The 20569-nt window shown below is 61.4% G+C and carries 13 protein-coding genes, 1 tRNA gene and 2 pseudogenes; 8 read left to right on the top strand and 8 right to left on the bottom strand.

The features are described from left to right. Positions 1–24 precede the first annotated feature (24 nt). Both ACQY9S_RS03170 and alaS read right to left on the bottom strand, forming a co-directional pair. Positions 25–1503, bottom strand: a pseudogene (locus ACQY9S_RS03170) (alanine--tRNA ligase-related protein); the annotation flags it as partial. A gap of 296 nt (positions 1504–1799) precedes the next feature. Then, a pseudogene (gene alaS / locus ACQY9S_RS03165) lies at positions 1800–2937 on the bottom strand (alanine--tRNA ligase); the annotation flags it as partial. 167 nt (positions 2938–3104) lie between these two features. Here alaS and ACQY9S_RS03160 point away from each other — a divergent pair. Continuing rightward, positions 3105–4583 (top strand): NAD-dependent succinate-semialdehyde dehydrogenase, encoded by a 1479-nt coding sequence (locus ACQY9S_RS03160; protein ID WP_428423120.1) that lies wholly within the window; start codon positions 3105–3107, stop codon positions 4581–4583. Then, positions 4580–5494: an aspartyl/asparaginyl beta-hydroxylase domain-containing protein gene (locus tag ACQY9S_RS03155; RefSeq protein WP_428423119.1), complete on the top strand. Its 915-nt coding sequence runs from the start codon at positions 4580–4582 to the stop codon at positions 5492–5494. Before ACQY9S_RS03160 ends, ACQY9S_RS03155 begins: the two co-directional genes overlap by 4 nt. 23 nt (positions 5495–5517) lie before the next feature. Here ACQY9S_RS03155 and ACQY9S_RS03150 read toward each other — a convergent pair whose 3' ends face one another. The 5 genes from ACQY9S_RS03150 to ACQY9S_RS03130 form a co-directional block, all read right to left on the bottom strand. Next, positions 5518–6438 carry a diguanylate cyclase domain-containing protein gene (locus ACQY9S_RS03150; protein ID WP_428423118.1) on the bottom strand — a complete coding sequence of 307 codons (921 nt, stop codon included), beginning with the start codon at positions 6436–6438 and terminating at the stop codon, positions 5518–5520. A gap of 242 nt (positions 6439–6680) precedes the next feature. After that, positions 6681–8309, bottom strand: a complete 1629-nt coding sequence (gene ltrA, locus ACQY9S_RS03145; protein WP_428423117.1) for a group II intron reverse transcriptase/maturase — start codon at positions 8307–8309, stop codon at positions 6681–6683. A 17-nt stretch (positions 8310–8326) separates the two neighbouring features. Next, a tRNA-Gly gene (locus ACQY9S_RS03140) sits at positions 8327–8400 on the bottom strand. 1377 nt (positions 8401–9777) lie between these two features. Next, a complete protein-coding gene (locus tag ACQY9S_RS03135) occupies positions 9778–11073 on the bottom strand; it encodes a hypothetical protein (RefSeq protein WP_428423116.1) in 1296 nt (431 codons plus the stop codon). Then, entirely contained in the window at positions 11070–11561 is a 492-nt protein-coding gene (locus ACQY9S_RS03130) for a hypothetical protein (RefSeq protein WP_428423115.1), read from the bottom strand. Before ACQY9S_RS03130 ends, ACQY9S_RS03135 begins: the two co-directional genes overlap by 4 nt. Before the next feature lie 432 nt (positions 11562–11993). Between ACQY9S_RS03130 and ACQY9S_RS03125 the strand changes: the two genes are divergently transcribed. The 4 genes from ACQY9S_RS03125 (at position 11994) to ACQY9S_RS03110 (ending at position 16516) form a co-directional block, all read left to right on the top strand. Continuing rightward, on the top strand, positions 11994–13127 hold the full coding sequence (locus ACQY9S_RS03125) for a helix-turn-helix transcriptional regulator (RefSeq protein WP_428423114.1): 1134 nt from the start codon (positions 11994–11996) through the stop codon (positions 13125–13127). 668 nt (positions 13128–13795) lie between these two features. Continuing rightward, a complete protein-coding gene (locus tag ACQY9S_RS03120; RefSeq protein ID WP_428423113.1) occupies positions 13796–14881 on the top strand; it encodes a hypothetical protein in 1086 nt (361 codons plus the stop codon). A 101-nt stretch (positions 14882–14982) separates the two neighbouring features. Continuing rightward, the gene (locus tag ACQY9S_RS03115; protein ID WP_428423112.1) at positions 14983–15939 is read left to right on the top strand and encodes a tetratricopeptide repeat protein; all 957 of its coding nucleotides are present in this window, start codon (positions 14983–14985) and stop codon (positions 15937–15939) included. A gap of 403 nt (positions 15940–16342) precedes the next feature. After that, positions 16343–16516, top strand: a complete 174-nt coding sequence (locus ACQY9S_RS03110) for a hypothetical protein (RefSeq protein ID WP_428425846.1) — start codon at positions 16343–16345, stop codon at positions 16514–16516. Between the two features lie 187 nt (positions 16517–16703). On the opposite strand, the gene ACQY9S_RS03105 is transcribed toward ACQY9S_RS03110, so the two are convergent. Next, positions 16704–17684: a helix-turn-helix domain-containing protein gene (locus tag ACQY9S_RS03105; protein ID WP_428423111.1), complete on the bottom strand. Its 981-nt coding sequence runs from the start codon at positions 17682–17684 to the stop codon at positions 16704–16706. A 96-nt stretch (positions 17685–17780) separates the two neighbouring features. On the opposite strand from ACQY9S_RS03105, the gene eat reads away from it, so the two are divergent. Together eat and ACQY9S_RS03095 are read left to right on the top strand one after the other, a co-directional pair. Continuing rightward, positions 17781–19145, top strand: coding sequence for an ethanolamine permease (eat, locus tag ACQY9S_RS03100; RefSeq protein ID WP_428423110.1), 1365 nt, complete (start codon positions 17781–17783; stop codon positions 19143–19145). 7 nt (positions 19146–19152) lie between these two features. Then, positions 19153–20559, top strand: coding sequence for an ethanolamine ammonia-lyase subunit EutB (locus ACQY9S_RS03095; RefSeq protein WP_428423109.1), 1407 nt, complete (start codon positions 19153–19155; stop codon positions 20557–20559). Positions 20560–20569 lie beyond the last annotated feature (10 nt).

Raw genomic sequence — 20569 nt, 5'->3', positions numbered from 1 at the left:
GCCATCCCGCCGCGGCCGCGGCCCTCAGGCCCGCTCGCCGACCCAGCCCGCCACCGAGGCCAGTGCCGCGCCGAGCTTGGCCGGCTCGGTGCCGCCGGCCATCGCGAGGTCGGGCTTGCCGCCGCCCTTGCCCCCGACCTGCTGGGCCACGAAGTTGACCAGCTCGCCGGCCTTGATCGTGCCCATGCGATCGGCGGTCACGCCAGCGGCGAGCTGCACCTTGGCGCCGTCGATCGCCGCCAGCACGATCACCGCACTCTTGAGCTTGTTCTTCAGCTGGTCCATCGTGTCGCGCAGCGCCTTCGCGTCGGCGCCGTCGAGCCGGGCCGCCAGCACCCGGATCGACCCGCCCCGGCCCTGCACGTCGACCGCCTGCGCGAGCAGCTCGTCGCCCTGCGAGGACGCGAGCTTGCCCTTCAGCGCCGCGAGCTCCTTCTCGAGCGCACGCAGCTGGTCCAGCACCGCGCTGATGCGCCCCGGCACCTCGGCCGGCGCGGCCTTCAGCGTGCCGGCGATGCCGTTGACCGTGCCTTCCAGCGACTGCAGGTAGGCCAGCGCGTTGTCGCCGGTGATCGCCTCGACGCGGCGGATGCCGGCCGCCACACCGCTCTCGGCGACGATCTTGAACAGCCCGATGTCGCCGGTGCGCTGCACATGCGTGCCGCCGCACAGTTCGCGGCTCGTGCCGATGTCGAGCACGCGCACCTCGTCGCCGTACTTCTCGCCGAACAGCATCATCGCGCCGGACTTCTGGGCTTCCTCGATCGGCAGCACGCGCGCCTGCGTCGCGGCATTGGCCAGGATCTCGGCGTTGACCTTGGCCTCCACCTCGCGGACCTGCGCCTCGCTCATCGGCGCGTTGTGCGCGAAATCGAAGCGGGTGCGCTCGGCGTTGACCAGCGAGCCCTTCTGCTGCACGTGCGTGCCCAGCACTTCGCGCAGCGCCTTGTGCATCAGGTGGGTCACGCTGTGGTTGCGCACGATCCTGGCGCGCTGCTCGCCGTCGACGCGGGCGTTGAGCACATCACCGACCCGGATCTCGCCCTCGACAACACGGCCGTGGTGGCCGAACACGTCGGCCTGGATCTTCTGCGTGTCCTCCACGATCACACGGCTCGTGCCGTTGCGCAGCTCGCCGCCGTCGCCGACCTGGCCGCCGCTTTCGGCGTAGAACGGCGTGTGGTCGAGCACGATCACGGCGTCGTCACCGGCCTTGGCGCTGGCCACTAGAGAGCCATCGACATAGACCGCGGTGACCTTGGCGCCTTCGTGCACCAGCTGCTCGTAGCCGTGGAAGGTGGTGGCCGCGCCGCTGTAATCGAGGCCGGCGGCCATCTTGAACTTGCCGGCCGCGCGAGCTTGATCTCGCTGGCGCTGCATCGCGACGTCGAAACCTACTTGATCAACAACGACGCCTCGTTCTCGACAAACGTCGGCCGTCAAGTCGATCGGAAAGCCGAACGTATCGTGAAGCTTGAAAACAATGTCTCCATCAAGTGGTGCTAGCGATTGGTCAACATCTTGGAGACCGCTGGCAGCAATTGATGCAGATGGTCTTAGCGAGCCCACAACGAAGAAGTTCTCATCGGCAGCTACCTCGACCACCTCACTATCCAAGATCGTTTGATTGACTGGCGCATCAAACACGGCAATCCGACGCCTGGCGCCCTGCGACGTCTTAACGTCAGCAACAACTCGTTGACTACCCGAGCCCAGTTGAGAGTGAGTCCGCTCGATCGACCAAGAACGCTCCTTGATCAGCTTCAAGAGACAGCGACGAACGGCAGTGGTCTCGTCATCGAGGATCTGCATGCCGTTCGCAATCGTTTGGAAGAAGCCTTCCTCCTCCTGCTTCAGCACGTCGATCGCGCGCTGCTGGTGCTGGCGCAGCTCGGGGTAGGCGTCGCCCATCTCGGCCACCAGCGCCGGCACCAGCGCATAGAAGAAGGGCTTGCGCGCGCCGAGCTTGTAGCCGTGGCGGATCGCGCGGCGCGCGATGCGGCGAAGCACATAGCCGCGGCCAGCGTTGCTCGGGATCACGCCATCGACCACCGTGAAGGTGCAGGCGCGGATGTGATCGGCGATCACCTTCAGCGAAGGCGAGTCCTTGCCGCAGTCACCGCCACCGGCCTCGTCGACCGCCTTCTTCGCCGCCGCCAACAGCGCCACGAACAGGTCGATCTCGTAGTTCGAGTGCACGTGCTGCAGCACCGCGGTGATGCGCTCCAGGCCCATGCCGGTGTCCACGCTCGGCTTGGGCAGCTTGTGCATCACGCCCGCCTCGTCGCGGTTGAACTGCATGAACACGTTGTTCCAGATCTCGATGTAGCGGTCGCCGTCCTCGTCGGGCGAGCCGGGCGGGCCGCCGGGGATCTCGGGGCCGTGGTCGTAGAAGATCTCGGTGCACGGGCCGCAGGGCCCCGTGTCGCCCATCATCCAGAAGTTGTCCGACGCATAGCGCGCGCCCTTGTTGTCGCCGATGCGCACGATGCGCTCGGCCGGCACGCCGACCTGCCTGTTCCAGATCTCGTAGGCCTCGTCGTCCTCGGCATACACGGTGACCCACAGCTTGTCCTTGGGCAGCTTGTAGACCTCGGTCAGCAGTTCCCAGGCGTAGGCAATCGCGTCCTGCTTGAAATAGTCGCCGAAGCTGAAGTTGCCCAGCATCTCGAAAAACGTGTGGTGGCGCGCCGTGTAGCCCACGTTCTCCAGGTCGTTGTGCTTGCCGCCGGCGCGGATGCACTTCTGCGCCGTGGTGGCGCGCGAGTACGGGCGCTTGTCGAAGCCGAGGAACACGTCCTTGAACTGGTTCATCCCTGCATTGGTGAACAGCAGCGTCGGGTCGTCGCCGGGCACCACCGGGCTCGAGGCCACGATCTGGTGGCCTTTGGACTCGAAGAACTTCAGGAAGGTGGAGCGGATCTCGGAGGCTTTCATGCGGGGGCTCGGTCGGGTCGGCGGGCGCTGCGCGGGCCGGCGAAGGCGCGCAAATGCTGGCGCAAGTGCTTGATTCAGCAAACTTTTTCATTATAGGTTTGCGGCCCTTATGGCCTGTGCGGAACAGGGTCGGCGCGTATCATCGAAGCTGCTTTCGCAAACGCTGGATGGACATGGAAAACTCGCCGCTGGCCACGCTGGCCGACCCCACCTTGCTCAAGACCGCGGCACTGATCGGCGGCGAGTGGGTCGACCGCGGCGAGCGCTTCGCCGTCACCGATCCGGCCACCGGGCTGGCGCTGGCGCAGGTGGCGAACCTGGGCGCAGCCGACGCCGAAACCGCGCTCGCCGCGGCCGAGCGCGCGTGGCCGGCCTGGCGCGGCAAGACCGCCAAGGAACGCGCCCAGGTCCTGATGAAGTGGTTCCACCTGCTGCACCAGCACGCCGACGACTTGGCCCGCATCATGACGGCCGAGCAGGGCAAGCCGCTGGCCGAGGCCAAGGGCGAAGTGGGCTACGGTGCGAGCTTCGTGGAATGGTTCGCCGAGGAGGCCAAGCGCGTCTACGGCGAAACGGTGCCGACCACCGACAACAGCAAGCGCTACCTCGTCATCAAGCAGGCGATGGGCGTGTGCGCGGCGATCACGCCCTGGAATTTCCCGATCGCGATGATCACCCGCAAGGTCGCGCCGGCGCTGGCCGCCGGCTGCCCGGTGGTCATCAAGCCGGCCGAGCAGACGCCGCTGTCGGCGCTGGCCGTCGCCGAGCTGGCGCAGCGCGCCGGCATGCCGGCCGGCGTGCTGAACGTACTGACGGCGGACGCTGAACGCTCGGTAGCGATCGGCAAGGTGCTGTGCGCCAGCGACACCGTGCGGCACCTGAGCTTCACCGGCTCGACCGAGGTCGGCCGCATCCTGATGAAACAGTGCGCACCGACCATCAAGAAGCTCTCGCTCGAGCTCGGCGGCAACGCGCCCTTCATCGTGTTCGACGACGCCGACCTCGACAGCGCGGTCGAGGGGGCAATGATCAGCAAATACCGCAACGCCGGCCAGACCTGCGTGTGCGCCAACCGGCTCTATGTGCAGGCCGGCGTCTACGACGCCTTCGTCGAGAAACTCGCGGCGAAGGTGAAGGCCATCAAGGTCGGCAACGGCTTCGAGGGCGGCGTGACGCAGGGGCCGCTGATCGACGAGGCGGCGCTGGAGAAGGTCGAGGCCCACGTGGCCGATGCGCTCGCCAAGGGTGCGAAGCTGCTGACCGGAGGCCAGCGCATCGGCGAGCGTTTCTACGCGCCCACGGTACTGGCCAACGCGACGAGCGAGATGCGTTGCGCGCGCGAGGAAACCTTCGGCCCGGTGGCGCCGGTGTTCCGCTTCCAGACCGAGGAAGAGGTCATCCGGCTCGCGAACGCCACCGAGTTCGGACTCGCCAGCTATTTCTACAGCCGCGACGTGGGCCGCATCTTCCGCGTCGGCGAGGCGCTGGAGTACGGCATGGTCGGCGTCAACACCGGCCTGATCTCGACCGCCGAGGTGCCGTTCGGCGGCGTCAAGCAGTCGGGGCTGGGCCGCGAGGGCTCGCACCACGGCATCGACGACTACGTCGAGGTCAAGTACCTGTGCCTGGGCGACATCAACCAATGAACTTCACTCTCGAAACACGCCACTGGGTGCTGATCGTCTTCCTGGCCTCGGCGCTCTTCATCCATTTCCGCGGCAAGGTGCGCTTTCCGCTGAAGCGGGCGCTCGACTTCACCATCGTGCTGGCGCCGGTGAACGCGCTGATGTACCTGTTCTCGCGCGTGCCGGCCAGGGCCTACCTCGACCCGACCGGGTTTCCCGAACTGGCACCGCTGCAGGCGAACTGGCGGACGATCCGCGACGAGGCGCTCAGGCTCAACGACGACGGCCAGATCCGCGCCGCCGCGGCCTACAACGACATCGGCTTCAACTCCTTCTTCCGCACCGGCTGGAAGCGCTTCTACCTCACCTGGTACGGCAAGGACCTGAGCAGTGCCAACGTGCTGTGCCCGCAGACGGTGGCGCTGCTCAAGAGCATCCCCAGCATCAAGGCGGCGATGTTCGCTTCGCTGCCGCCCGGAGCCACGCTGGTGCGCCACCGCGACCCGTATGCCGGCTCGCTGCGCTACCACCTCGGCCTCACCACGCCCAACGACCCGGGCTGCTTCATCGAGGTCGACGGCCAGCGCTACCACTGGAAGGACGGCGAGGTCGTGATGTTCGACGAGACCTTCATCCACCACGCCGCCAACGAGACGCAGCAGCAGCGCGTGGTGCTGTTCTGCGACGTCGAACGGCCGCTGCACACGGCGCCGGTGCGCTGGTTCAATCGCTTCTTCGCGACCCACGTGATGGCCGCCGCGTCGTCACAGAACGAAGCCGGCGACGAGCCGGTGGGCGGCATCAACCGCTTCTTCCACTACGCCTACCTGCTGCGCCTGCAGGCCAAGGCGCTGAAGGCCAGCCACCGGCAGGTCTACTACGCCGGCAAGTGGTTGCTGATCGGCGGCCTGCTCTGGCTGCTGTTCTACTGAACGTGCAGCGGCGGCCCCGGACCCTAGGTCTCGTCGTTGGCCGCGCTCGCCGGACCGCGTTCGACGCGGTTCGAGAAACCCGCCCGTCCCAGCGGCACCGCCCCCGCGGCCTCGGCGAAGGCCTGGCGCAGCAGGGTCTGCGCGTCCTTGCCGTGCTCCGGGTAGCGGCCGATGCCGGCGCTGACCGCCACCGCAACCTCCTGCCCACCCAAGCGCACCGGCCGGCTCATGCTGCGCACCAGCTTGGCAGCCACGCGATCGGCCGCCGTGGGCGTATCGATCCACGCCAGCAGCGCCGCGAACGCATCGGCACCGACCGATGCCACCACGTCGCTGGCCCGCAGCGCCGCGCGCAGACGCACCGCGAGCTTGCGGCGCAGTGCGCCGGCCGCGGCGACGCCGAGCGCGGCCTCGGCGGTCGTCAGGCCCTCGATGCGGATCACCAGCAGGGCCATCGGCGCCGGCTCGCGCTCGCGCAGCGCCAGCAGGTGGTTCACGTGCTCCAGCAACTGCATCTGGTTGGGCAGCCCGGTGGCCAGGTCGGTCGCGTAGGCCTTGCGCGCCGCGCGCTCGATGCGCTGGCGGCCGATGGCCAGGTGCACGGCCAGCGCGAGCCGCTCGGCGCTGGCCTCGGCCTGCGGCAGCACGTCCTGCACACCGCGCTCGATCAGCCGCTGCACCAGCGGCGCACCCGGCGCGGCCGTCACCAGCAGCACAGCGGCCTCGGCGCAGGCTTGCGACAGCGCCGGCCAGACCGGCAGGCGCTCCGCGGCCGCTACGTCGGCCAGTTGGATCAGCACGGCATCGTAGGTCGCGTCGCGCAGTCGGGCGGCCGCCTCTTCCAGCGAGTCGCAACGCTCGATGGCGAACGGCCCCCAGGCCGACGCGGCCAGCCCGCCGGGCACCGGTCCCACCACGAGCAGGCGGATCTCAGCAGCGTTCATGCGGGGCGGCCCCAGACGCAACAAAGGCCACCGCAGTGGCCTCGAGGAAAGATGGAGCGGGTGAAGGGAATCGAACCCTCGTATGAAGTCGGGTAGGAAGGGCACCTCGCGGTGGCCCCTCCCCCCTAAGAACCGGACGTGCAAGTTTCCTCGCATCCGGCTCAAGCAGCCTGAAGTCACGCGCCATTTGTGGCAATGGTAACCGCTGCAAAGTTTTCGGGGCCTTCGGTCGTGCCCCTGACTCACTCGTTGGCGTGGTGTTGCCGATGACAGTTCGGATGGAGCAGTTGAAGATTGCTCATCTGTTCCGACCCGCCTTCCGATCGCTTGACGACGTGGTGGATGTGCCACCCCGTCTCCTTCGTGATCTTCTGGTTGCAGCACGGACACAGTCCTTCCTGCCAGTACCACAACCACGCCAGCTTCCGGCGGCCCTTCAAGTCCGACTCCATCTTGCGCGCGAGGCGCGCGTCGAAGTAGTCCTCGTCTTCCGGGCTGTACGGATTTCGGCTGCCGTCGATTTTGGTGTGGGGCTTCTTGCGGAAGCTCACCAGCGTCAACAGCGCCTTGTCCTTCTCCGCGAACCGCCAATCGCGACCCTTGATGCGCCGGAAATACCGGACCTTGGTCCACCGCTCCCCTTTGTTGGGGTGACGGCGGCGAGCCCAGCGCCACAGCGCCTGCCAGATCAAATGGTCGGTCTTCGCGAACGTGCGCGTCGCCATCTGGCTTCGGTGATAGTTGGCCCAGCCCCGTATGACCGGGTTGAGCTTGTCGATCACGTCTTCCTGTCTGGCTGTGCGCATTTGCCGCAGTGTTCCGCGAATCTTCTCCAAGAAGTTCTTGACGTTCTTCCTGGCTGGTTTCGTCAACAACATGCCGCCTTGCCAGCGGGCCGTCCATCCCAGAAAGTCGAAGCCGTCGTCCACGTGGGTGATCAACGTCTTCTTCTCTGAAAGTTCGAGCCCGCGCTCGCGCATGAACTCCTGCACGAGCGGCTTGATCTTCTCTTCCAACAGCTCTCGCGAACTGCTGGTGATGATGAAGTCATCGGCGTAGCGCACGAAGTTGATCTTGGCCGCCCTCGCATCGCGCACCGTGCGGAAGAGTCCCGCCAGTTTGCTTTGCAGACCGTCCAGTGCCAAGTTCGCTAAGACGGGCGAGATGATCCCGCCCTGCGGTGTCCCGCTCTCTGTCGGGAAGAGGGCATTGCCCTCGAAGTACCCGGCTTTCAGCCACTTGCGCAACACGCCTTTGTCCATGGGGACGTGGGCGAGCAGCCACTCGTGACTGATGTTGTCGAAACACCCTTTGATGTCTCCCTCCAGCACCCATTTCGGCGAGTGCTTTCGTCCAAGCGCGTTGCGCACCTGTTCGATTGCATCTGCCGTCGAGCGCCCACGGCGGAAGCCGTAGGAGTGAGTGTCGCCGGTCGTCTCGGCTGTCGGGTCGAGCGCCAACAGGTGCAGCGCTTGCATGGCCCGGTCGCGCATGGTCGGGATGCCCAGTGGGCGTCGGTCACCATTTGCTTTCGGGATGTAGACCCGTCTCATCGGCTTCGGCTTGTAGCCCTTGTGTTGCAAGGTGCCGACCGCCTGCCACTTGTCGTCCGGAGTACTCCATGTCTGCCGGTCGATCCCCGGGGTCTTGCGACCCTGGTTCTCGGTTACCCGTTTGACCGCCAACGCTTTCGCGCTGATGGAGCGGGTGAGGAGTCTCTGCAGGCGTTTGACATTGCGCCATTCGCCTGCCTTTGCTGCTTTCGCGATTCTTGCCTGCAGCCTCCCGACCACCTGATGCGCGTCCTGCCACGGTATGCCGTGCCAATGCGTCCAGTTGGTGGAGGCAACATCGCAATTGCTTGCGTCCATATCAACCTCCGTTGACGTGGAGCGGGCGATGGGAATCGAACCCACGCTATCTGCTTGGGAAGCAGAAGTTCTGCCATTGAACTACGCCCGCCCGGTCCCGAAGGATGGACAACTGCCCCGAAGGGCATGTCCCCCTCCGGGATGGGTTGAAGCAGACCTGTCTCGCGACAGGCCACCACACGGAAGTCAGCGCTCTTTCGAGCCGGGGCGATCGTTGCATCCCCTATCCAGACCGTTACAGCCCGGCGTTCGCTTTCTCCGCGATCCTCTACCCGCAACAGATGCGCCTGATTTTACAACCAGACTTGTCACGCCTCGCGGCGCGACTCTGCTTCGGGCTTACCCTGTTCCGTGCGACGAGCACGAGTCAGGAGGACCCCACCTTTCTGCCGGTGATCGTTTTGCCAGCGTGTCCCCACCAAGCAGGGAGACATCCGATCACATACCGTTTTGGTCAGAGCCTGTCAGTCGATTTGGCTCGCTCAAGCTTGACGGCATTTACCAGTGGTTCACTTACGTTGGTCCTTTGACCCAGCCTTGCGCCTCATCCGGATTTCGACTTCCAGAATCACGCGATGACCCTCACGGGCACCACGTACCCGTTGAGGGTGGCTACGTTGTCAGTGCGCTCGGCACAGGGTCGTTGCCAACCCCGCACTGCACCTAGGCTACTGGCGGCTGAACGCCAGGTTGCATGCAGGCTTGCGCCCGAGCAACAACTCATCACACGGCTTGCGCCGCGTTCACAACCCGACCTCGGTTTAGCCGAGGCCCACGACCCGAAGGCCGTACTCGATCAGGCTCTCACCTGACCATGCGATCCGAGGATCGCAACTCTAGGGCTGCATCTCCCACACTTCGAAGCAGTGTGGCCAGTCACAGCTGACTGGGCGACTCTCAGGTCGCACGCTTGGGAAGCTGCCGTTCTACCATTGAACTACACCCGCGATGGCTATGGATTCTAGCGTCACAGCACTTCATCACCTCATCCGCACTGAAGGTTGCGAGTGGCTGCTTCTCGCACACTCGGCCGTGGTGACTCACGCAACAGCTTCGTGTGGTCAGCGTTATTACCGGAGAATAGCCTATCTCAAGAACTGGACCAGCTATTCGAAAGCTCGTTGACATCCGGCAGCACGGGAGGGGTTTGTGGTGTCGTAAAACATCGAATAACACCCTTAGCGAGGGCTATCAACCTAGCCACAGCAGGAGGTTTCACCATCAGACGCGTCGGCAACGCGGGGCGCCCGGTGGTGGGAATTAACTGCGAGCTCCATTCGTCGGCGAAGGTTTACCAGTCAATCAATTCGGCGAGCTTGACCAACTTGTGGCGGTGGTCGATCAGGTTGACCAGCTCGGTGCGGAAGAGATCGTAATCGGATCGCTCGTCGACTGGTTTCGGACCCACCAACACCTCGATGCAGTTTGCAAGGAACTGATATCGATTACCCAGTCAGTTTCCCCGTAGTTACTCTTGCGTCACGGCCAATTCCGACGTTACTGGGTCTTTTGCCACTCTTACCTTAAAGACCGTCGAAGATGAATCACCAGTCGCGGCCCCTAGCGTGCGTGACACCGCATCGTAAGTTCTCGACAACGTGCTCAACTGCAGGGTTGCAGTGCGGCCGTCAGCTCGCGAATAGTTGGCAATACCCACGGTGTACACACCCTCTTGCATTCTCGCTGCAGCGCAAGATGCAGTGTAGTGTTCTGGGCCGTCCGCCACGGTATTGTCTGTATCGAGGTCGCCGCTGGCTCCCGTTCTGCTCCCATAGTAAACGTGGGTGCTGTTTGGCTCGAAAACGTGCAAATCGACATCACCCGATCCGTTCCATCTCAACGTGATCGTGAACAGACCCGTTCCGGCGGCGCCGGGTTCGCTCGTCATTGCGTCCATGGCAGAGTCAAGGTGGCCATAGACGCGGTCCGCGGCGTCTGGCCCGGAGCGAAGATAAGTTTCGACAAAGAAGTGCCCCGTGGGGTCGTGCAAGGGTATGTAGGGTAACTCGACGTTTGGTGCCACGACGCTCGTTAATTGCCGAAGGCGCCCAATGATGAGGTCATTGCTTGATAGCGTATACGGCCCGACAACTTGCGCAGTAGCCGGCGCCACATGAACTGGTCGGAGTGAATCTGACGACAAGGTCGGCTTTATTTCCGCGTAGACGCTGTTCGCGAAGAGATTGCCCTGGCTGTGCGCAACCAAAACCACCTTCCATCGCTCAGTAAGTAGATTTTTTATCTTGCCAACCATTTCAGTCGTGACTGGCAGGGGTGCATTTATAGAGTCCCGTATTTTCTCACTGACCCTCTTTATGATACGCGCCCTCAGATCATCAATTGCAGGCTGAATTAGCGGGTTCGCCACAAGGAATTCTGCCAACACACTCGTGGCTCCATTCATGAGAGCCCAGAAGATCTCAAACTTCCCATCGAATCGCGGGTCTTCGAGTGCCTTTTGTTTGAAGACCTCCAAGGTGTCTAAGAAGATGTTGACAGATGGATTTTGAATCCTCCGGAAGTTCAGCTGCTGATTTTTGTACTTGTTGCTGTACTTAGCGTTCAACGCAATGATGACTTCACCAGAAGCGCTGAGCGGAGAATTGATGCCATTTATGTAGGCAATCATGTATCCAGCTGGCTGACAAATGTCAGTCGACCCAGTTTGACCAAATGCAGAGAACAGGGACTGCCAAACAATAAAAGCAATCAGCAGCGTCGCTCTTACAGTCTTTTGAAAATTGAAAAAGTATCTGGTGCTCATTTGCAGATACCTCCCTGTGGAGTCGGAAACACTTGCCCGGCAATTGCTGTTTCAAAGGCAATCCAAGCTTTGATCCTTGGCTCCGTGTTCAAAGTCTTGGCCTCGATATCTCGGGAGTAGGTGGTGTACCCCGAGATCAACGAATTCATACACAGCTGCGCGCGATGCATCTCCTGTGCGTTTGCGTATGCCGGGTCAAGCGTTCCTGAGGTCAACAGCGCAGTCTGGATTGCACTCGCCAGTTGCGAAGATGCTTTTTTCTGGGGTGCACTGAGCGGGTAAGAGTCGACGAGACTATCGATGTCATCCCGAATGCCGTTGTTGTTGGAGTCTGTGCCCGACACCGTTTGAGATCGATCTAGCACCACCGTAGCAGCGCTCGCTGGAGTTGCGGGCGTAATAGCGACCGGCGGTGCCGTGTCGTTGCTGCCACCGCAGGCCGACAATGCCGCAGCAACCAAACAGCAGAAGTAGTGTCTCGTGCGCATGATGCTTTCTTTCGATTTCTGATATAGAGAGCCCGAACGCCTGACCCAGTATTCGAGCAGACTCAGGCGTTCACCAGCCCTAAACATGTGATGTCAAGCGCGAAATTCCTTTCGGTGTTTCACTTACCCTCCAAATGATTTGTGTCGCCGCACGACATCGATGCATAAGAAGTCATCCCTCCCAAACATGCCATGGCAATGCACACTGCTGCTGACTGACGCCTTTTCATCACTACTATCGATTCACACCCAGCCCTCGTCATCGTCCGAATGCAGAAGGCTTCTTCGGACTGCGCGCTAGCTTCCTCATCCAAATGGACGAGGGCGCCCGACGGCGCATGCGCTATACACCTTACAGGCCCACGAGGCGGCATGCGGATTGCAGCGAGAAGAGGTGCGGCTACAACAACGCGCACCAGGGAGGTGAGATCGATGCGTTGGAACGAAGAGACCTTCGCGCGAATCGTGGCGCTGGCCAACGAGGCTGCTCTGCAGCCGGACCGATGGGACACGCTGGTGAGCACGATCAGTTTGGCGCTGGGCGCCAATGGCGGCGCGGTATTCACGCCCGAACTCGATCCCGCAGGCCTCAATCTATGCGCGACAGCCGGAACCGGGACTACCTCTATTCCTGAGTTCGCAACCCATTGGGCGACCGAAGATCCCTGGTTTCAGGCGGTCAATCGCTCTGGCCGGGTCTGGCGGGGCGGGGAGATTCATCTTGCTGATGAATTGGTGCCAGCTCCTGAAGTGCTTCGTACTGCGTACTACAACGAGTTCATCAAGCACCACGGGATAGAGAACGTCATCAGCCTGAAAGTCATAGGCGACCATGACCCAGCTGCGCCGGCCACCCATCTTTCGTTTTTTCAAACACGCCGTGCCGAGTCGTTGTTTGGCGAACAGCAGCGGCAAGCACTCAACGTTCTCTGGCCGCACTTGCAGCGCGCCATTCACACCTACTGGACACTGCGCAAGGCGCGCGACTTCGACCGCATCGCCGAAGGCGCGCTCGACGCGCTGCCTCAACCTACCTGGGTGCTCCGAGAGGAACTGACCATCGAGCACGCAAATCGCTGCGCCCGCGAACTGATGGTGTCGGCACCATGGCTGCGTGCCGGTGCACGCCGACTGATGAGAATCGGTGACCTCGACAGCGGCACGTTGCATCAAGCCGTGCGCGCAGCTGATGCCGGTGGTGGCCGGCTGTTGGTTGCCGCCCTTCCCATGGCTGGACGCCTGCGCCGTGCAGTGCTCCGCATTGCCCCACTTGCCGGTGCGGCACCGTACGCTACGGCTTGGCCGCTCGCACACGCCCTGTTAACGATTGAACTACCGCCGCCCGACGATGTCACCACGCTTTGGCAAGCTCGATTGGCCAAGCACTACGGGCTCACTCCTGCCGAGACCCGTGTACTGGAGCGCCTGTGTACAGGCCTGAGCCCGCGCGATGTTGCCGATGAGATGCGGGTTACCTACGCCACGGTGCGCACCCATCTGCGCGCGCTCTTCGACAAGACTGGTTGCCACAAGCAATCAGACCTCATGCGACTCATGCAGCCTTAAATCTCAATAGAGATGGCACAAGAACGCGGATCACAGCCTAGATCGAATCCCCAGGGTGCGGCGCACCGTCAGCTTGTGCCACGGCGCAAAGGCCCCCGTACCGACCAAGAGCGGCTAATAGTGTTCATGCACAGCGCCAGATGCGACAAAAACCACCGCCGTGGTGTCCTCGAAATATTGAGAAGGTGAAGGGAATCGAACCCTCGTATGAAGTATGAAGCTTGGGAAGCTGTCTTTCTACCATTGCAATACACCCGCAGTTTCGCCTAGATTCTAGCGTAGCCACCCTTTCGTGATCCAAACGGGGATAGTGCTTGTAAATTCCTGGCATCACTGGGCCTAGGCGCAATAGTCTGACTGATAGTAAATTTTCGACCATTCAAAACATTTACAAAGTCACTTTAATTTATAAATGCCGGTGGGCGCCGTCGTTCAAAAATTGCCGATCTATTTAGATGACCTCATCAAAGTTAACCCAATCTCAGATCAAGAGGAAATGGCGAAGGACACCATAGGTCCGAAAGCTTAGGTCACAGCCCCTAGGATCAAGCGGTACCTCCCAAAGTCATTGACACGCCCCACCAACTGCATAGACTGACTTGTCAACGCGCAAGAGCACATTGCGGATAGCCAGATTTAATATCTTGCTAACTCCCGGATCAATAACCATGAACAGAACATTTTACGTTGCCGTAATAGCAATATTTATGCCGCCTCAATGTTTGGCTCAAACATTTCAAAGCGCCGCCGATTGCAAAAATCAATACGACAAACTCCGAGCCGAGGAAAATCGGTATGACTTAGCGTTTATGGATTGTTCAGCCTATACATCGAAAGGTTTAATTCTTAATTGCAGAGATATTTCGACGCAACGCCGAATTTCACTAATGCAGGAAATGGTCCGAAAAAGAGATGCCGCTCATGAACAAGGCGAACAAATTCGGTCGATTTGTATTCAGATGAACTCCAATGAAAGAGACCGCATCAGAGAAGCCGCGCTTGCGCGTGAGCAAAACGAACGTTATGAAGAACAGCAGGCCAATCGCCGACAACAGATAACAATTCAACAAGGCAACACCTCTAGACAAACCGAAACAATGGTTGCAGCAGAAGCTCAACGCCGTAACGAGGCCTTACGGTATCAACAAGAGCAACTGCGGGCTGCGGCGATATCCCAAGACCAAGCTAACCGACGTGCTACTGTCGTGGGGAAGCTATTTGGTGCGCTTCTCGGTTTAGCAACGAACCGCAACCCCGACAACGAAGAAGCTTCAACGAATTCACAGAGATCATACGAAACCATTCAAAATGCTACTGAGAAAATTCATGAAAAAATTCAAGGGAACCAATCAAGTATTGTAAATGAAATACAGAATAATGCATGGTTAAATATTCGAGAGCGGCACATTGCATCACTACAGCAAATTGATCAACTTAGCGAAAACATTTCTACTTTCGAGGCGGGGCACACATCTGACATAGAAATTAAAACCGCAAGAGGTGAGCCACTCCCGATTGAAGGCCCTTGGTTACCCAGTCGAAACCCCAACACACCGAACTCGACCAACAACCTCTTAGCATCGCCACTTCAACTTGAAGACAACCCATGGGATAAAAAAAATAAAAAACCACGCCCAAAATTTATTTCAAATCAAGATGAACAATCACATAATCAGCAACAGACTGAGATCGAGATAAACGCAAACCTAATTTCAAAATTTAACCCATGGAGCCCGAAGGCAGATCGGCACTAAGTTGTTCGGTCTTATACAGTAAATATCCTCAATACAATCCCAACTCAATACAAATATTTAAGATCGACCGATATTGATTAAAATATTGCAAGGTACATCGAATGAAGAATTTTATTATTCGGCTTGCGCTACACTTGATCGGTATTTTAATTGCAACAAGCATTTCATTTGCGGAGCCGACGAGAAGTGCACGAATGGCGATCGCACGTGATTTATTTCGCCAAGGTTTTGATTCCTATAAAAATAAAAACTACACCGATTCCATTCGACTCTTCAAAGAAGGATTAATAATAGATCCAAGCGACGCAACAGCCTGGATTTACTACGGCCATGGATTGCTAGCCTTATCTCAAAGAATATCAGCCCGTAACGCCTATCGAAAAGCGGAATCGCTACTTCCAGCGAGCAACGTTAAGGCGGCTTTGCGTGCACGAATAGAGAGCATTAAACCAAGTATTGCCCCGGGAGACAATTGCCGCGATCAAGTCGAACGCTTAGATCCAACGTTCGTCGCTAATTTGGTCAGCAAATTACAAGACATCCCTGTCATAAAAAATATCACCCTTCGATATATAAATCCGACCACCAACACCAACTGGGACGTCACCAGGGAAACTTGTGGGGATTTTTACCTACTGGAAATAGCCAATTTTCCCGATGGAACCACCCGCAAGAATGTTTACTTGATTGGCTACCCTCACATAGGCCCTATTTATGCCTACAACCAAGAAAAATCAATGTATGGTCGACTAACCGCAACAGATGCATACCCAATAGAATACAAACCCACAAAAACATCCTGGAATACAGAACTCCAATACGGGAATCAAACAACATACAGCACTTGCAATGTAACCCCGGCAACCAATATCTCTCAAAATTCTATATCCTCAAAAGAACCGAAGTATTTTTCCAACTGCTCAGTTGAAACGTACTACCCGGGCGTGGGTCGACTAGAAGAAAATCCTACTTCTATGGCTATATATCCAGAAATGCAGCTTGGAATATTAACAAATGACGAAACAAGAAAAATTACCTCAATAGATAACGCCGATTAGATTTAAATATATCTATTTATAAGATATTTTCCATGAGCCAGGTTTTGATAATTATTATTAATAATATATTATTCATTGATCGGCCACCGGTTTCGAGGCGGCCTTGTTAAGGTGCGAAAAGAAACTAGAGACAAAGTATGCAAACGAGGCGGCAATCCAGCCTATATTTCAAGCTTGAGGCCGTGTGGTTCGTTAAGGAAAAGAGGCATAGCAGTGGGCCACGCGGGGCCTTGACGCACAGGAGAACGTATGCGCAACTTGATGCGCGAGCAGGGCCAGGAAAAGACTGCTGGGTTCCCGGAGATCCACCGTTACCCGCGTTCAAGGGCGGCAGCCTAGGCTTCACGAAGATGGAAGGCACGATCTCGTCAACGTCAAGGACAAGCCCGCCTACCCGGGGATCATGAGCAACTTCCAACAGCTCGGTGACTGGGAGCTGAAAAAGAACGCTGCCGGGAACGTATTCGGCAGACGTGCACCCCACGTCTACCAGACGCTGGACCCACTGGAGTTCGCCAACTACAACGGCAAGTTCAACTCCGTGGTGGGCTTCATGACGATTGAAGGCTGCTACTAAGGTCGCGACAAAGCCTAAAGCACGTCCCGCCACCACCAATCCGCCCGGCCCTATCAACGGCGTCCGCGAGGTGGTGTCGTGCTCGGGGCTGGCGATGTCAATCAGACAAAATCAAACAACACTCGCATCGAGCGCGAAGTCCAGCGTGGCAGTCTTGGGCCGGGACTGACAGCCGTACCCAGCCGCCTCACATCGAGTGGCTCGCAGCACCGCGTGCCAGCGTGTCCGAAGCCCGCTCGCCGAACTGGCGCCGGTAGTCGCTCGCGAACGCGCTCTGGTTCCAGAAACCCCAGCGGGCGGCCGCGTGTTGCACCGTGAGCCCGGGAGCGCCTTCGCGCAGCAGGCGGCGCACGCCGTTGAGCCGCACGCTGCGCAGGTAGGCGAGCGGGTTGACGCCCACCTCGTCCTCGAACGCGTACTGCAGCGTGCGCCGGCTCACGTGCAGCGCCGTGCACAGCTCGGGCACGCTGGGCGCGCGCTCGGGAGAGGCCTCGACCCGCTCGCGCACCTGGGCCACCAGCCGCCGCCGCGCGCTGGCGTTGCCGCGCTCGGGCCGGCTGGGCCCGCGTGTGGCCAGCAGGCCGGCCACCACGTCGAGCATCGCGGTGCGCAGGTCGCAGGCCACGCCGGCCGCCGCGAGCACCAGGATGGCGCGCGCGTGCACCAGGGCGGCCTGGCGCTGGACCGGGTCCACCGGCCACCAGGCGGCACCGCCCGAGAGCGGGAGCGCGAGTTGGGGTGCGTGCAGCGCGAGCGCATCGCGCGCGACGACGAAGCCGACGATGTCGTGCCCGGCCGGACTCACCAGCTCGAAGCTGCCGTCGCTGCCGCTGGCCATGATGCCCGCGGCGCCGACCTGCCGGCCATCGAGGCGAGAACCGTCGTCGGCCGCAGTGATGCCGCACCAGACCGCGTCCCGCCACACCTCGCAGCGCTGGCGCAGCCGGTGGCTGGTGCGTTCGCGAAAGAGCTGCACGCCGTCGCTCACGGCCTCGTCGAGCCGGCCGGTGAAGCCGCCGCCGCCGAGCTGGTCGTATTCCTGGCGCCAGCCGCTCAGGTGCGAGGCGTGTTCGTCCACGTCGGCCGATTGCAGCGACCGGGCGTGCCAGGTCGCGTCCGCCTGCGGTGCAGGCGGCACCCCGTTCGTGCTGTCCGTGCTCGCCAACATTGCCGATTTCCGCTAACGCTCCAGGGGCCCTGCCACTACGCTGATGCAAACACCGCGCCATCCGCGGGACTTTCACATCATCCGGAGGGATTTCGCATGAGTACAAGTACGGGACCGGGGCTCAACAAGACGCTGACGACCCTGCAGCTGTGGGGCATCGCGGTCGGCCTGGTGATATCGGGGGAATATTTCGGCTGGAGCTATGGCTGGGCCGGCGCCGGCACGCTGGGCTTCCTGGTCACGTCGGCGTTCATCGCGCTGATGTACACGACCTTCATCTTCAGCTTCACCGAGCTGACAACCTCGATCCCGCATGCCGGCGGGCCTTTCGAGTATGGCCGGCGCGCCTTCGGCCCCACCGGCGGCTACATCGCGGGCTTCGCGACGCTGATCGAGTTCGTGTTCGCGCCGCCGGCGATCTCGCTGGCGATCGGCTCCTACCTGAACGTGCAGTTCCCGGCGCTCGACCCGAAGACGGCCGCGGTGGGCGCCTACCTGATCTTCATGACGCTCAACATCCTGGGCGTGCAGATCGCGGCGACCTTCGAACTCTGCGTCACGCTGCTCGCCATCTTCGAGCTGCTGGTCTTCATGGGCGTCGTCTCGCCGGGCTTCTCGGTGGCCAACTTCGTGAAGGGCGGCTGGTCGGGGCAGGACGTGTTCAGCAGCGCGGCCATCCCCGGCATGTTCGCGGCGATCCCGTTCGCGATCTGGTTCTTCCTCGCGATCGAGGGCGTGGCGATGGCGGCCGAGGAGGCCAAGGACCCGAAACGCTCGATCCCGATCGCCTACATCGCCGGCATCCTGACGCTGCTGGTGCTGGCCGCCGGCGTGATGCTGTTCGCCGGCGCCGCAGGCGACTGGAGCAAGCTCGCCAACATCAACGATCCGCTGCCGCAGGCCATGAAGATGATCGTCGGCGAGTCTAGCGGCTGGTTGCACATGCTGGTGTGGCTGGGGCTGTTCGGGTTGATCGCCTCCTTCCACGGCATCATCCTCGGCTACTCGCGGCAGATCTTCGCGCTCTCTCGCGCCGGCTACTTGCCGGAACTGCTGGGCAAGGTGCATCCGCGCTTCCACACGCCGCACATCGCCATCATCGCCGGCGGCGTGGTGGGCATCCTCGCGATCTTCAGCGACGAGTGGTTCTCGTTCGGCGGCCAGACGCTCACGGCCAACATCGTGACGATGAGCGTGTTCGGCGCGATCGTGATGTACATCGTCAGCATGGCGAGCCTCTTCAAGCTGCGCCGCACCGAGCCGTCGCTGGCGCGGCCGTTCCGCGCGCCCCTCTTCCCCTGGTTCCCCGGCTTCGCGCTGCTGGCCGCGGTGGTCTGCCTCTTCACGATGGTCTACTACAACCTGCTGATCGCGGTGCTGTTCGTCGTGCTCGGCGCGCTCGGCTACGGCTACTTCATGCTGACGCACAAGCGTCGCGAGCGGGTGCTCGCTGCGGCATGATGGCGACATGAGTTTTGCGCACGCTGTCGGCCTGCGGCGCTACGTCTTTGCCGACCTGCGCACGCTGATGGCCCGGGCCTCGCCCGCGCGCTCCGGCGACGAACTCGCCGGGGTCGCGGCGCGCAGCAGCGAGGAGCGCGCCGCGGCGCAGATGGCGCTCGCGGCGCTGCCGCTCAAGACCTTCCTGAGCGAAGCGCTCGTGCCCTACGAGGACGACGAGGTCACGCGCCTCATCATCGACGGGCACGACGCCGGCGCGTTCGCACCGGTGGCGCACCTGACGGTGGGCGACCTGCGCGACTGGCTGCTGTGCGACGCCGTCGACGGCGAGGTGCTGGCGGCCGTCAGCCGCGGCCTGATGCCGGAGATGGCCGCCGCGGTGAGCAAGATCATGCGCAACCAGGACCTGATCCTGGTCGCGCGCAAGTGCCGCGTGAAGACGCGCTTTCGCGGCACGATCGGCCTGCCCGGACGCCTGTCGACGCGGCTGCAGCCCAACCATCCCACCGACGACGCCGCCGGCATCGCCGCCAGCGTGCTCGACGGCCTGCTCTACGGCAGCGGCGACGCGGTGATCGGCATCAACCCGGCGACCGACAACGTGGCCCAGGTCACGCGGCTGCTGCAGATGCTCGACGCGGTGATCCAGCGCTACGAGATCCCCACGCAGAGTTGCGTGCTGACCCACGTCACCAACACGCTGCAGTGCATCGAGCGCGGTGCGCCGGTCGATCTGGTGTTCCAGTCGATCGGCGGCACCGAGGCCACCAACCGCAGCTTCGGCATCGACCTGGCATTGCTCGCCGAGGCCCGCGCCGCGGCGCTCGCGCTGCAGCGCGGCGCCATGTTCGACGACGGCCGGCGCGGCACCCACGTGATGTACTTCGAGACCGGCCAGGGCAGCGCGCTGTCGGCTCAGGCGCACCACGACTGCGACCAGCAGACGATCGAGGCACGCGCCTACGCGGTGGCGCGGCATTACGAGCCGCTGCTGGTCAACAGCGTGGTCGGCTTCATCGGCCCGGAGTACCTGTACGACGGCAAGCAGATCATCCGCGCCGGGCTCGAGGACCACTTCTGCGCCAAGCTGCTGGGCCTGCCGATGGGTTGCGACATCTGCTACACCAACCACGCCGAGGCCGACCAGAACGACATGGACGTGCTGCTGACGCTGCTCGGCGTCGCAGGCTGCAGCTTCATCATGGGCATCCCGGGCTCCGACGACGTGATGCTCAACTACCAGACCACCTCGTTCCACGACGCGCTCTACGCCCGCCGCGTGCTGGGGCTCAAACCCGCGCCGGAGTTCGAACGCTGGCTGGAGGCCATGCAGATCACGCAGCCCGGCGCGCCCGACCGGCTGGCCGAGCTGATGCCGCCGGCATTCGGCCGCCTGCTGGAGCGCCGTACATGAGCACGAAGGC

This window comes from Methylibium sp., assembly GCF_965279545.1.
Lineage (GTDB): Bacteria > Pseudomonadota > Gammaproteobacteria > Burkholderiales > Burkholderiaceae_C > Methylibium.
The sequence above is the reverse complement of the archived record's forward strand: the minus strand, read 5'-3'. Positions and strand labels throughout refer to the sequence as shown.